The organism is Frigoribacterium sp. Leaf172 (assembly GCF_001424285.1).
Classification (GTDB): Bacteria; Actinomycetota; Actinomycetes; order Actinomycetales; family Microbacteriaceae; genus Frigoribacterium.
Window position 1 is genome coordinate 247,871 of record NZ_LMPB01000002.1, and the last position, 12,899, is coordinate 260,769.

Here is a 12,899-nt window from a genome sequence, read left to right on the forward strand (position 1 = left end):
CCCGGCGGGTCGACGACGACCGTGGTCGAGAGGGCCCGTCGACTCGTGCTAATGTTTCGTGGTCGGCTTCGGCAGGCACCATCCAGTCCGGGTGGCGGAAATGGCAGACGCGCTAGCTTGAGGTGCTAGTGCCCGTATAGGGCGTGGGGGTTCAAGTCCCCCCTCGGACACCGAACGGATCTCGCGAGAGACCGGTTCACACGATCTGTGTTGAGACAGACGAAAGACCCGATCACCCCTGGTGATCGGGTCTTTCTGGTTCTCGGGGTCGGAGGACCGACGCCCCCGCGGCGTATCGTGCCGATGACGTCACGACGAAGGGACTCCCCATGGAATACGCACGACTCGGCACCAGCGGCCTGACGGTCTCGGCCGTCACTCTCGGCTGCATGAGCTACGGGGTACCCGACCGCGGTGCGCACGAATGGACCCTCGACGAGGAGGCCAGCCGCCCCTTCATCGCCCGGGCGCTCGAGCTCGGCGTGACGACCTTCGACACGGCGGACGTCTACTCCGACGGCACGAGCGAGGAGATCGTGGGACGCGCTCTCCGCGACTTCGCCGTGCGAGAGGAGATCGTGCTCGCCACGAAGGTCCATGGGCGGATGCGGCCCGGTCCCAACGGCGCCGGTCTCAGTCGCGGGCACATCATGAGCGCCGTCGACGACAGCCTCCGGCGGCTCGGCACCGACTACATCGACCTCTACCAGATCCATCGCTTCGACCCGGAGGTGCCGGTCGAGGAGACCATGGAGGCGCTGCACGACCTCGTCCGCGCGGGCAAGGTCCGGTATCTCGGCGCGTCGAGCATGTGGGCCTGGCAGTTCGCGGTCATGCAGCACGCCGCCGACCTCGGCGGTTGGACCCGCTTCGTCTCCATGCAGGATCAGTACAGCCTCGTGCAGCGAGAGGAGGAACGCGAGATGCATCCCTTCTGCGTCGATCAGGGGGTCGGCGTCCTCCCGTGGTCGCCCCTCGCGCGGGGACGCCTGACACGCGATTGGGACGCCAGCACCGCGCGCAGCGAGACGGACCGCTTCGGCCAGACCCTCTACCGGCAGCAGGAGGACGGCGATCGCCGTGTGGCGGCCGCAGTCGCCGAGGTGGCGGAGGCGCGGGGCGTGTCGCGTGCGCAGGTCGCGCTCGCCTGGGTCCGCCAGCAGGACGCCGTCACCTCGCCCATCGTGGGCGCCACCAAGCAGCAGCATCTCGACGACGCCGTCGCCTCCGTCGACCTCTGGCTGTCGGATGACGAGCTCGATCTGCTCGAATCCCCCTACGTCACCCGCGAGAGCGAGGGCTTCTGACCCGGAGGGGCCCCGGCGGGCCTACTGTGAGCCGCACACGCGACGCTCTCGCCGCGCGACCGATCCGACGGAGGCCACCATGGGCAACGACCACCACGAGAACATCGAGCACGACGAGTCGACCGAGAAGACCGGCGGCCCGGGTCACGAGACCGTGACCCACTCGGAGACGACCACCTCGGAGACCGACGGCTCGTACGTCGACAGCGACATCCCCGAGGACGGTGCCGGGCGCAAGGGCTCGGACTCCGACGAGGCCGACGGCGAGTTCACCGACTCGGACATCCCCGGCGACCGCTGAGGCTCGCGCACCGCCGACCACCACACCGCCATCGTGCGCGTCGGACCCCCGGGCATCTCGCACGGTACGGTCGACGCGGGAGGAAACATCTATGACAACGCGCATCGTAATTCTCGGCGGCGGTTCCGCCGGGCTGACCACCGCTCTCGAGCTCCAGAAACGCCGACCCCCGCAGAATGCGAGCATCACGCTCGTGGATCAGGCTCCGTACTTCACGTACCAGCCGTTCCTGCCCGAGGTCGCCGGCGGTCACATCGCACCCCGCGACGTCACCGTGCCGCTCCGAAAGGCGCTCCGCAGGACCAAGGTCGTCGAGGCGTCCGTCTCGGGTCACGACCGTGAGGCCAAGACGGTCTCCGTGACGACCGGCGACGGCGTCACCAGCACCATCCCCTACGACCAGCTGGTCGTCGCGCTCGGCGCCGTCACACGCACGTTCCCGACCCCCGGGCTCGCCGAGAACGGCGTCGGTTTCAAGAGCGTCGAGGAGGCCCAGTACGTCCGCGACCGCATCCTCGGCAACATCGCCGAGGCGGCGTCCGTGAGCGACCCGGCCACGCGGCGCAAGCTCCTCACCGTCGTGTTCGTCGGCGGCGGCTACACGGGCGTCGAGGCCATGGCCGAGCTCGACGACGCGGCCAAGGCGGCCGTCGACTCGTTCCCGAACCTCTCTCGCGACGAGCTCCGGTTCGTGCTCGTCGAGGCGCTCGACCGCGTCGCCCCCGAGGTCGGGCCCGAGCTCTCGAAGTGGACCCTCGGCCACCTGCGCTCGCGCGGCATCGACATCCGACTGAAGACCACGATGCCCTCGTGCATCGACGGCGACGTCGTCCTCAGCGACGGCGAGACCATCCCGGCGGGCACGATCGTCTGGACCGCCGGCGTCAAGCCCAACCCGGTCCTGGCCGACCTCGGTCTGCCGCTCGGTCCGCGCGGGCACGTCAACGTGTCCGCCACTCTGCAGGTGCAGAGCGACGAGGGCGAGGTGCTCGAGGGCGTCTGGTCGCTCGGCGACGGCGCCCAGGTGCCGAACCTGCTCAGCGAGCAGCAGCCCGCCTACTACCCGCCGAACGCGCAGAACGCCGTCCGGCAGGCCGTCACCGTGGCCGACAACATCATCGCGCAGCTCTCGGGTCAGCCGATCGCGGAGTACCGCCACGAGTCCGTCGGGACGGTCGCCAGCTTCGGCATCGGCAAGGGCGCGGCGAACATCAAGAACGTGCAGATGAAGAACGTCCCGGCCTGGCTGGCCCACCGCGGCTACCACCTGTACGCGATGCCCACGCTGAACCGCAAGTGGCGCATCCTCACCGGGTGGATCACCAACTTCGTCGGCGGACGCGACCAGACGCCGCTCGTCGGCATGGCCGACCCCCGCGCCGGCTTCCTCAAGGTCACCCCGTCGATCTCGGCGGACGACGCGGCCGGCAAGAAGAAGTAACGGACCGATCCGTCGATCAGGAGGCGCGTCCCGGGGAACCGGGGCGCGCCTCCTTCGCATCGTGGTCGGCGGGCAGGGCCCGCGGCAGTCGCAGCGACACGACGGCGCTGAGCACCAGGAGGGCCCCCGCAGAGCCGAACGCGACCGCGTACGACGTGGTGTCCACCAGCAGACCCGCGATCAGCGGACCGGCGATCGCGCCCACGTCGGAGCACATCGAGAACACGGCCACGGGGCGACCGCCGCGACCGCCCGCCGCGTCGCCGACCAGCGCGGCGGGAGCCGTGCCCATGAAGGCCGTGGCCACGCCGTAGACGGCCAGCAGCGCACCGAGCATCACGACGTCGGTCGAGAACGCCACGGCGGCGAGCGTGACTCCGGCGACGAGGAACGCGACGATCATCGCCGGTCGGCGCCCCACCGTGTCGACCAGGCGGGCGGCGGGAGCGAGGGCGACGGTCTGGGCGACCGCGGCCACCGCGAAGACGACGCCCGTCCAGGCCGTCGTCCCCTTGAGCACCTCGACGACCAGGACGGGGACGAGCGCGCTGCGCACCCCGAGGGACGACCAGCCCTGCGCGAAGCTCGCCACGCACGCCGCCCGGAAGCGGATGTCGCGGATCACGACCGCGAAGGCGACGGGGGGTTCGCCCGGTGCCGTCGTGCTGCGGCCTCGCGGCGGTCGCAGCAGCACGACGCCCACCACGCCGGCGATCACGAGGGTGGCCGCGTAGAAGAAGAAGGGCGCCGTGAGGGAGATCGTGGCCAGGACCCCGCCGAGGGCCGGACCGGCCATGCCGCCGACCAGGAAGCCGCCCTGATAGAAGCCGATGGCCCGTGCGCGATGCGACGGCGCCGTCGTGGCGAGGAGGAGGGTCATTGCCGCGATGCTGAACATGGCCGACCCGATGCCGCCGAGACCACGGAGCAGCAGCAGCTGCGGGTACGTCTCGGCGAGCCCCGCCAGGCCGCTCGAGATGGCGACGATGCCGATGCCGACCGCGAGGACGAGTCGCTCGCCGACCCGGTCGAGCAGCTTGCCGACGAAGGGGCTCGCCACGAGGCGCATGAGGGCGAAGGCCGACAGCACGGCGCCGACCAGGGTGTTGTCGACCCCGAAGCTCCGGGCGTAGACCGGGAGGACGGGCACGACGACGCCGAATCCGACCATGACGAAGAACGCGATGACGCCGAGGACGACCACGTCGCGTCCGAGTCGGACGCGGGGCGCCTCGTGGGGGACGTCGGGCGCCGGTGTGGACATCCCCTCAGGGTACGTCGTCGCCTCGGGTCAGGCGGACGGCCCCGCGAGCGAGAAGCCGCTGAGCAGACCCGAGAAGTCCTTCTCGGGAGGTGCGGCGTACTCGCCCCGTGCGCCGCTGCTCAGACCGAGGCGAGCGAGGGACTCGGCGAAGGCGGCACCCGCCCGGACGCCGTCGACGACGGGGACCCCGAGCTCGACGGTGAGCTCGTGGCAGAGGTCGGCCATCCCCGCGCAGCCGAGGACGATCGCCTCGGCCCCCGAGTCGAGGACCAGGCGGCATTCGTCGGCGACCGCCCGCCGGGCCGAGGACGCCGGGTCGTCGAGTGCCAGCACCGGGATCTCGCAGGCCCGGATCACCGTGCAGGCGGACCCGAACCCGTACCGGTCGACGAGTTCGCGCGCGCGACCCGTGGTGCGTCGCAGCGTCGTCACGACGCCGAACCGACGGGCCACGAAGGCGGCCGCATGGAACGCCGCCTCCGCGATGCCCACCACCGGAACCGTCGCCAGCTCCCGCGCGGCGTCGAGTCCGGGATCGCCGAAGCAGGCGATCACGAACGCGTCGACCCCCTCGCGCTCCCCGACGGAGATCTGCTCGAGGAGACCGGGGACGGCCAGCGCCTCCTCGTAGTGGCTCTCGATGGAGGCGGGGCCCATCGTCGGATGGGCGGCGCTCACCCGAGACGACGGCGACACGGCGTCCCTCGCCGCGGTGCCGATCGATCGGGTCATGGCGACGCTGGTGTTGGGGTTGATGACACGGATGTGCACGGCGGTGTCTCCTAGGCGGGGGTGGGGGCGGTGCCGTCGTCGACGGACTCGTCGGCGGGGTCGAGCGACGGCATGCGGGGCCAGCGTCGTTCGAGGGCGCGGAAGATGAGGAGGCCGAGACCGCAGCCGACGAACCAGCTGTAGTTGCTGACCCAGACGACCGAGGGGCCGCCGAGGTCGACGACGACCGCCGGCACGACGGCGACGGCCACGGATGCGGTTCCCGAGGCGACCAGGGCTCGGACGGCGTTCGGGTTGACGCCGCGCCGGTACCAGTAGCGCCCGGCGGGGCCCATCGTGAAGAGGTCGTCGACTGCGATCCGCTGGTGACCGACGAGGTAGTACCCCGCGATGAGGATGCCGAACAGCGGACCGATGAGGGCGCCGAGCACACCCAGCGAGTACTGGATGGCCTGGGCGTCCCCGTACCAGTTCCAGGGGGTGAGGGCGACGCTGCCCACGGCGGCGATCATCCCTCCGGCGCGCCAGCTGATGCGGCGCGGGCTCACGTTCGTGAAGTCGAAGGCCGGCGAGATGAAGTTCGCGACGATGTTGATGCCGACCGTGGCCGTGACGAACGTCAGCCCGCCGAGGAGGATCGCGAAGGGTGTGCCGATGGCGTCGACGGTCTCGATGGGGTCGGTGATGAGCCTCCCGAAGACCGGCACCGTCGCGGAGGCGCAGATCACCGTGAGCAGCGAGAAGAAGAGGAAGTTGACGGGCAGTCCCAGGAGGTTGCCCTTCTTCACGGCCTGGAAGCTGCGACCGTATCGGGCGAAGTCGCCGAAGTTCAGCATCGGTCCCGAGAAGTAGCTCACCACGATGGCCACGGCCGAGAGCATGACGGGGATCGACGCCCCGAGGTCGAGCGGGGGCCCGGCCGACAGGGTGAGGCTCACGCCGCCCCAGCCCGCCTGCGAGACGAGATAGACGGCCAGGGCGATCATCACGATGTAGACGGCAGGGCCGGCGAAGTCGATGAATCGGCGGATGGACTCCATCCCCCGCCAGAACAGCGCCGCCTGTGCCACCCACAGGATCCCGTAGCTGATCCAGCCGAGGGCGTCGAGGCCGAGGAAGGACGGCTCGAGCAGGGCCGCGCTGCCCGGGAGGAACTTCAGGAACATGATCGTGAGGGCCTGCGAGGCGAGGTAGGTCTGGACGCCGTACCAGGCCGTGGCGATCAGGCCCCGGATGATCGCCGGGATGTTGGCTCCTCGGACGCCGAAGACCGCCCGGTTGACCACGGGGTACGGAACACCCGTGCGCTGACTCGGCTTCGCGACCATGTTCGTGAAGACGTTGACGATCACGATGCCGCCGACGAGCGCCACCAGGACCTGCCAGCTGGCGATGCCGAGGGCGAAGAGGCTGCCCGCCGTCACGTACCCGCCGACCGAGTGCACGTCGGACATCCAGAACGCGAAGATGTTGTAGCTGCGCCAGGTCTGGCGGGTCAGAGGCGCGAGGTCGTCGTTGGTCAGGTCCGGGTGGTACCCGGCTCCCCCGGCAGCGTGGCCGGACGGCGTCCGGTCGAGCGGGGAGGTGTCGGGCGCCTCCGCCGGGGCGGTCGGAGCGGTGTTCGATTCCACGAGTTCCTCCTGATCGACGAGGTAGCGTGAGGGGGTGGTGATCCTCGTCCTGGTGTGAATCTATGGCTTCACAACCTGTCGTCGGTTTCCGCGAGGTAACAAGCGTGTGACAGCCATCGCTTCACACCCGACAGATCGGCTGCCCGTGCCCGGAACACCCTCGTCGCGACCGGACGACTCCGCGATCGACCTCGACGCGATCGCCCTCGGGGCACGTCTCCGCGAGCTCCGCCTCGCCCGAGGGCTCTCGCTGAGATCCCTCGCCACCCGACTCGACATCTCGCCCAGCGCCGTGTCGCAGCTCGAGCGAGGGGCCCGGCGACCGTCCGTGAGCCGACTCCTCACCATCGTGCAGGTCCTGGAGGTCCCGCTGGCCGACGTCTTCGCGACCGGGGCGTCGGCGGCACCGGGTGGCACCGTCGCCGCGCCTCCTCGGAGCGTCGTCGTGCAGCGGGCCGACGAGAGCCGACCCGTCGTCCTGGGCGGCGGTGTCGTCTTCCGTCGTCTCTCGCCCGGTCATCTGCGCGGCGTCGACTTCTTCGAGTCGACCTATCCGCCGGGCGCCTCGGCGACCGGCGTGAACGACCTCGTCACCCACGAGGGCTACGAGGTGGGGACGGTGGTCTCCGGCGAGCTGACGATCGAGTTCCCCGACGAGCGGATCGTCGTCCGGGCCGGCGACTCCGTGACGTTCCCGTGCGATCTCCCCCACCGCCTGGGCAACCGGGGCGACATCGACGCCGTGGCCACGTGGCTCATCGTCCACCCCGGCGCGTAGATCGGGTGGGCGCGCGAGTGTGACGCCGTGTTTCGGCATCCGGCGACGCGCTCGGGACGGCGACCCAGAATGAGGTCATGACTCGACGAATCCGGTTCAACGCCTTCGACATGAACTGCGTGGGGCACCAGTCCCCCGGACTGTGGCGCCACCCCGACGACCGGTCGGCCGACTACACGAAGCTGAGCTACTGGACCTCCCTCGCGCGCCTCCTCGAGAAGGGCGTCTTCGACGGGCTCTTCATCGCCGACGTGCTCGGCACCTACGACGTCTACGGCGGGAACCACGACGCCGCCCTGCGGAACGGCACCCAGACCCCCGTCGGCGACCCGATCCTGCTGGTCTCGGCGATGGCGGCCGCCACCGAGCACCTCGGGTTCGGCATCACGGCGGGCACCGCCTACGAGCACCCGTACCCCTTCGCGCGACGCATGTCGACCCTCGACCACCTGACGGAGGGACGGGTGGGCTGGAACGTCGTGACCGGGTACCTCCCGAGCGCCGCCCGCAACATGGGCGCCGACGACCAGCTCGACCATGACACGCGCTACGACCAGGCGGACGAGTACCTCGAGGTGCTCTACAAGCTGTGGGAGGGGTCGTGGGAGGACGACGCGGTGGTCCGGGATCGGGAGACCGGCGTGTTCACCGACCCGGCGAAGGTGCACTCGATCGGGCACGACGGCACCTACTACAAGGTGCCGGGGATCCACATCGCCGAGCCCAGCCCCCAGCGCACCCCGGTCATCTACCAGGCCGGGGCCTCGCCCCGAGGCATCCGCTTCGCCGCCGGGAACGCCGAGTCGATCTTCGTGGCGGCCCCAACCAAGGAGCGCCTCGCGTCCACCGTGACGAAGCTGCGCGACGCCCTGGAGGAGGCGGGGCGCGATCGCTACTCGGCGCGCATCTACACGCTCCTGACCGTCATCACGGACGCGACCCCCGAGGCCGCGGCGGCCAAGCACGAGGAGTACCAGCGGTACGCGTCGCACGAAGGCGCGCTGACGCTCATGTCGGGCTGGATGGGCGTCGATCTCTCGACCTACTCGCTCGACGATCCGGTCGGAGACGTCGAGAGCAACGCGATCCAGTCGGCGCTCGCCAACTTCCAGGCCCAGGAGGGCGACACCGGCAGGGAGTGGACGATCAGGGACATCGCCGAGGCGGCCGGCATCGGGGGTCTCGGTCCGCGCATCGTTGGTTCGGGCGAGCAGATCGCCGATCAGCTGCAGGAGTGGGTGGACGAGACCGACGTCGACGGGTTCAACCTGGCCTACGCCATCACCCCCGGGACCTTCGAGGACATCGTCGAGCACGTGATCCCGGTGCTGCAGGCCCGCGGCGTCTACCCCACGGAGTACGAGCCCGGCACCCTGCGGCAGAAGCTCTTCGGTCGCGGCGATCGTCTCCCCGACGAGCACCACGGCGCGCGGTACAAGGTCGCTGCGGAGCCGACCGACGGCTGACCCCGCGGCCTCTCCGTGACGCCCGGCGCGCATCCCGGTTAGGGTTAACGTGCTGTGCAGCCCGTCTGGGCCGTGGGGTGAGGGTCGGATCGGCCCGGCTGACGAGGGGCGGGCGGCGATGGTGTTCGAGTACGTGGCGGCGAGGTGGGACCAGATCTGGTTCGCCTCCTGGCAGCACTTCAGCCTCGTGGTCCAATGCGTGGTGCTGGCAGTCGTCCTCGCCGTCGTCATCGCCGTGCTGGTCCACCGGACCCCCTGGCTGAGCGCCGTCGCGAACGGCGTGTCCGCCGTCGGTCTGACGCTCCCGTCGTTCGCCCTGGTGGGCCTCCTCATCCCGTTCCTCGGCTTCGGCGTGCCTCCGGCGGTCGCCATCGTCACGTTCTTCGCGACCCTGCCCATCCTCCGGAACGCGGTCGTCGGGTTGAACGAGGTCGACGCCTCGCTGCTCGAATCCGCGCGCGGCGCGGGCATGGGCTCGATGCGGACCCTGCTCACGGTCCAGCTGCCGCTCGCCTGGCCGATCATCCTGACCGGTGTCCGCGTCAGCGCTCAGATGGTCATGGGCATCGCGGCCGTCGCGGCGTACAGCCTGGGGCCCGGGCTCGGCGGCTTCATCTTCTCGGGTCTGTCCCGAACCGGCGGCGCCAACGCGCTCGCCTCCGTCGTCACCGGTGTCGTCGGCGTCATCGTCCTCGCCGCCGTGCTCGATCTCCTGCTCGTCGGCCTCGGCCGCCTGACCATCTCGCGAGGTATCCGTGTCCAGAACTGACTCCCCCGCCGTCTCGTCGACCGGAGAGGTCTCGGGCAAGGCGATCCGCCTCGAGCAGGTCACCAAGCGGTACCCCGGCCAGGCGAGGCCGGCCGTCGACGGGATCACGCTGGAGATCCCCGCCGGCAAGATCGTCATGCTCGTCGGCCCGTCCGGTTGCGGCAAGACGACCACGTTGAAGATGATCAACCGCCTCATCGAGCCCACCGAGGGGCGGATCGTGCTCGGGGACGACGACGTGACGGACATCGACGGTGATGATCTGCGCCGTCGGATCGGCTACGTCATCCAGGCCGGCGGGCTGTTCCCGCACATGACCGTCGCGACGAACATCGGAATCGTTCCGAAGATGCTCGGCTGGTCGAAGGAGCGCATCGCCGCCCGCGTCGACGAACTGCTCGAGCTGGTGTCGCTCGACCCGGAGACCTATCGCGATCGATTCCCCCGCGAGCTCTCGGGTGGGCAGCAGCAGCGCGTCGGCGTCGCCCGGGCCCTGGCCGCGGATCCGCCGGTGCTGCTCATGGACGAGCCGTTCGGGGCCGTCGACCCGATCACGCGGCAGCGTCTTCAGGACGAGCTCATCAACATCCAGCACGAGCTGCAGAAGACCATCGTCATCGTGACGCACGACTTCGACGAGGCGGTCAAGCTGGGCGACTGGATCGTCGTGTTCTCGGAGGGGGCGCACATCGTGCAGTACGACACCCCCGAGCGGATCCTCGCCGAGCCGGCGAACGAGTTCGTCGAGAACTTCATCGGCTCCGGCGCCGGGCTCAAGCAGCTGACGCTGTCCCGGGTCGGCGACGTCGATCTCGAGGAGGCGGTCGTCGCGTCCCCGGGCGAGTCCGGTGCTGAGGTGCTCGCCCGGGCGAAGGCCGCCGGGCACAACCACGTCGTCGTCGTCGACGAGCGCAACCGGCCCATCGCCTGGCCGTCGACGCGCCGGCTCTCGCGCGTCGACACCGTCTCCGCGACCGTCGACGCCGACCTCCCGGTGATCGGCAGCGGGGCGACCCTGAACGACGCGCTCGACACCATGCTCGTCTCGAGCGCGGGGGCCGCGCTCGTGACCGGGCGCCGCGACTCGTTCATCGGCGTCATCACGGTCGAGGTCGTCATGGAGGCGATCACCCGTGCCCGGAAGGCGGCCGCCGTGGCCGCCGAGTACACGCCCGTCGGCACCAACACGGGCCAGCTCGACGTGGTCGACGTCACGGCGCGCGACGCCCGGCCCTCGAGCGGGCCGGGACCGGTCGACGAGCCCGGGTCGACCGGCGCTGAGACCCCGGCCTCGTCCGAGGGGCGATCGTGAGCGCGGCCACCGCAGTCGGCACCGCCGGCGCGGGGTCGAGTCGCGCACACCGTCCGACCTGGCTGGGGCTCGTCCCGCAACCGGTGGCGGTCCTCCTCGGCTTCGGGGCCTTCGCCGTCTGGCTGTCGGCAGCGGACCTCAGCGCCGGCGAACGGACGACGCTCAACCCGGACACCCTGGTGTCGCTGATGAGCGAGCACCTCTCGTTGACCTTCGTCTCGGCGCTGATCGTGCTCGTGATCGCGATCCCCCTCGGGATCCTGCTCACGCGTCGTCCCTTCGTCAAGATCAGCGGGGGCGTGCTCGCCGTCGCGAACTTCGGACAGGCGGCCCCCGCGATCGGCCTCATCGTCCTCCTGGCGTTCTGGCTCGGCTTCGAGTTCCGAGCAGCGGTCGTGGCCCTCGTGCTCTACGCCGTCCTGCCGGTGCTCCGCAACACGATGATCGGTCTGCAGAGCGTCGACTCCCGACTCGTCGAGGCGGGACGAGGGATGGGCATGAGCGCCTTCTCGGTGCTGCTCAGGGTCGAGCTGCCCCTCGCCGTGCCGGTGATGCTGTCGGGCATCCGCACCGCCCTCGTCCTCCTCGTCGGTTCGGCCGCCCTCGCCACGTTCATCGGGGCGGGCGGGCTCGGGCTCCTCATCACGACCGGCGTCAATCTGTTCCTCCCCCGGGTCCTCGTCTCGGGCGCGATCCTCATCGCCCTGCTGGCCCTGCTCATCGACTGGCTGGGGCGACTCGTCGAACACGTCGCCCGGCCGAAGGGACTCTGACCCGTGGTCCATCACGACTCCCGCCCGCGCTCATCGACCTCGCGCATCCACCGTCGGCCGGCTGTCCGCGGCGCTCTCGCGGGCGTGCTCGCCGCAGCGACGGTGGCCGGGCTCGCCGGGTGCGGCCTGCAGCCCGCCACCGCCTTCGTGCCCGCCGTGGCGCCCGGGTCGATCGAGGCGATCGAGGGCCTGCCCGCCGACGCGGCGCTCACGGTGACCGCCAAGAACTTCACCGAGCAGCTCGTCCTCGGCAAGATCGCCGTCCTCGCGGCACAGGCCGCGGGCTTCGAGGTGACCGACCTCACGAACGTGCCGGGCAGCGTCGCCGTCCGACAGCTCATGCTCGACGGCGACGCCGACATGACGTACGAGTACACGGGCACGGCCTGGTTGACCTACCTCGGCGAGGCCGCGGGCATCCCCGACCAGCAGGAGCAGTTCGAGGCGGTCCGCGACGCGGACACGGTCAACGGCCTGACCTGGCTGGAGCCGGCGCCCCTGAACAACACGTACGCCATGGCCGTCCGATCGGAGGCGGTGGCCGAGCTGGGCGACGTCGCCACGCTCTCGGACATCGCCGCACTCCCCGTCGAGCAGCGCACGTTCTGCGTCGAGGCCGAGTTCAACAGTCGTGCCGACGGCTTCAAGCCCATGCTCGAGAGGTACGGCCTCGAGCTGGGCGCTCCGGACGGGGTGCCGACGAGCAACGTGAGCATCCTCGACACCGGCACCGTCTACGAGGCGACCGATCGCGGCAACTGCAACTTCGGCGAGATCTTCACCACAGACGGTCGCATCGACGCCCTCGACCTCACCGTCCTCGAAGATGACCAGGGGTTCTTCCCCGCCTACAACGCGGCCCCGGTGCTGTCGACCGCGACGCTCGAGACGTACCCCGAACTGGCCGACGTGTTCGACCTGATCTCGCCCGAGCTCACGGACGAGGAGCTCCGTGGTCTGAATCTGAGGGTCGACGTCGAAGGGGAGGAGCCGGCCGACGTGGCCTTCGACTGGATGATCGAGAAGGGCTTCGTCACGCGTCCCTGAGGGCCGGTGTCGTGGCACGGTCGTCCGGCGAGGGGGCCATGATCCCTCCCCATCAGAAGGCCGGGCACGGAGAGCGAC

The 12,899-nt window shown here is 70.4% G+C and carries 12 protein-coding genes and 1 tRNA gene; 10 read left to right on the forward strand and 3 right to left on the reverse strand.

From position 1 onward, the window contains the following. The first annotated feature begins 85 nt into the window (after positions 1-85). The 4 genes from ASF89_RS07455 to ASF89_RS07470 all read left to right on the forward strand — a co-directional run bounded on the left by ASF89_RS07455 (position 86) and on the right by ASF89_RS07470 (position 3,049). Positions 86-170: transfer RNA gene (locus ASF89_RS07455), tRNA-Leu, on the forward strand. Positions 171-329: 159 nt separating this feature from the next. Further along, positions 330-1,307: an aldo/keto reductase gene (locus ASF89_RS07460; RefSeq protein ID WP_055797617.1), complete on the forward strand. Its 978-nt coding sequence runs from the start codon at positions 330-332 to the stop codon at positions 1,305-1,307. A gap of 79 nt (positions 1,308-1,386) precedes the next feature. Then, a complete protein-coding gene (locus ASF89_RS07465; RefSeq protein ID WP_055797616.1) occupies positions 1,387-1,608 on the forward strand; it encodes a hypothetical protein in 222 nt (73 codons plus the stop codon). Between the two features lie 91 nt (positions 1,609-1,699). Next, a complete protein-coding gene (locus tag ASF89_RS07470; protein ID WP_055813526.1) occupies positions 1,700-3,049 on the forward strand; it encodes an NAD(P)/FAD-dependent oxidoreductase in 1,350 nt (449 codons plus the stop codon). A 16-nt stretch (positions 3,050-3,065) separates the two neighbouring features. Here ASF89_RS07470 and ASF89_RS07475 read toward each other — a convergent pair whose 3' ends face one another. The 3 genes from ASF89_RS07475 to ASF89_RS07485 are packed head-to-tail and all read right to left on the reverse strand — an operon-like array spanning position 3,066 to position 6,676. Then, the gene (locus tag ASF89_RS07475; protein ID WP_055813529.1) at positions 3,066-4,313 is read right to left on the reverse strand and encodes an MFS transporter; all 1,248 of its coding nucleotides are present in this window, start codon (positions 4,311-4,313) and stop codon (positions 3,066-3,068) included. A 27-nt stretch (positions 4,314-4,340) separates the two neighbouring features. Further along, positions 4,341-5,084, reverse strand: coding sequence for an aspartate/glutamate racemase family protein (locus ASF89_RS07480; RefSeq protein ID WP_055813531.1), 744 nt, complete (start codon positions 5,082-5,084; stop codon positions 4,341-4,343). An 11-nt stretch (positions 5,085-5,095) separates the two neighbouring features. Next, complete coding sequence (locus ASF89_RS07485; protein ID WP_235484040.1) at positions 5,096-6,676, reverse strand: NCS1 family nucleobase:cation symporter-1; 1,581 nt, start codon at positions 6,674-6,676, stop codon at positions 5,096-5,098. A 145-nt stretch (positions 6,677-6,821) separates the two neighbouring features. On the opposite strand from ASF89_RS07485, the gene ASF89_RS07490 reads away from it, so the two are divergent. From ASF89_RS07490 to ASF89_RS07515, 6 genes are all read left to right on the forward strand, one after another. Further along, a complete protein-coding gene (locus ASF89_RS07490) occupies positions 6,822-7,454 on the forward strand; it encodes a helix-turn-helix domain-containing protein (protein WP_055797599.1) in 633 nt (210 codons plus the stop codon). Positions 7,455-7,531: 77 nt separating this feature from the next. After that, positions 7,532-8,920 carry an LLM class flavin-dependent oxidoreductase gene (locus tag ASF89_RS07495; protein WP_055813534.1) on the forward strand — a complete coding sequence of 463 codons (1,389 nt, stop codon included), beginning with the start codon at positions 7,532-7,534 and terminating at the stop codon, positions 8,918-8,920. A 118-nt stretch (positions 8,921-9,038) separates the two neighbouring features. Beyond that, a complete protein-coding gene (locus ASF89_RS07500) occupies positions 9,039-9,689 on the forward strand; it encodes an ABC transporter permease (protein ID WP_369814542.1) in 651 nt (216 codons plus the stop codon). Beyond that, positions 9,676-11,001, forward strand: coding sequence for an ABC transporter ATP-binding protein (locus tag ASF89_RS07505; protein WP_055813537.1), 1,326 nt, complete (start codon positions 9,676-9,678; stop codon positions 10,999-11,001). Before ASF89_RS07500 ends, ASF89_RS07505 begins: the two co-directional genes overlap by 14 nt. Continuing rightward, entirely contained in the window at positions 10,998-11,774 is a 777-nt protein-coding gene (locus ASF89_RS07510; protein ID WP_055797588.1) for an ABC transporter permease, read from the forward strand. Before ASF89_RS07505 ends, ASF89_RS07510 begins: the two co-directional genes overlap by 4 nt. A 45-nt stretch (positions 11,775-11,819) precedes the next feature. Next, complete coding sequence (locus ASF89_RS07515) at positions 11,820-12,821, forward strand: glycine betaine ABC transporter substrate-binding protein (RefSeq protein ID WP_055814770.1); 1,002 nt, start codon at positions 11,820-11,822, stop codon at positions 12,819-12,821. Positions 12,822-12,899 lie beyond the last annotated feature (78 nt).

Excerpts from the sequence above, each read along its gene's own strand:
- ASF89_RS07470 (WP_055813526.1), top strand. The coding sequence starts at position 1,700 with ATGACAACGCGCATCGTAATTCTCGGCGGCGGTTCCGCCGGGCTGACC.
- ASF89_RS07495 (WP_055813534.1), top strand. The coding sequence starts at position 7,532 with ATGACTCGACGAATCCGGTTCAACGCCTTCGACATGAACTGCGTGGGG.
- ASF89_RS07500 (WP_369814542.1), top strand. The coding sequence starts at position 9,039 with ATGGTGTTCGAGTACGTGGCGGCGAGGTGGGACCAGATCTGGTTCGCC.
- ASF89_RS07475 (WP_055813529.1), bottom strand. The coding sequence starts at position 4,313 with ATGTCCACACCGGCGCCCGACGTCCCCCACGAGGCGCCCCGCGTCCGA.
- ASF89_RS07465 (WP_055797616.1), top strand. The coding sequence starts at position 1,387 with ATGGGCAACGACCACCACGAGAACATCGAGCACGACGAGTCGACCGAG.
- ASF89_RS07460 (WP_055797617.1), top strand. The coding sequence starts at position 330 with ATGGAATACGCACGACTCGGCACCAGCGGCCTGACGGTCTCGGCCGTC.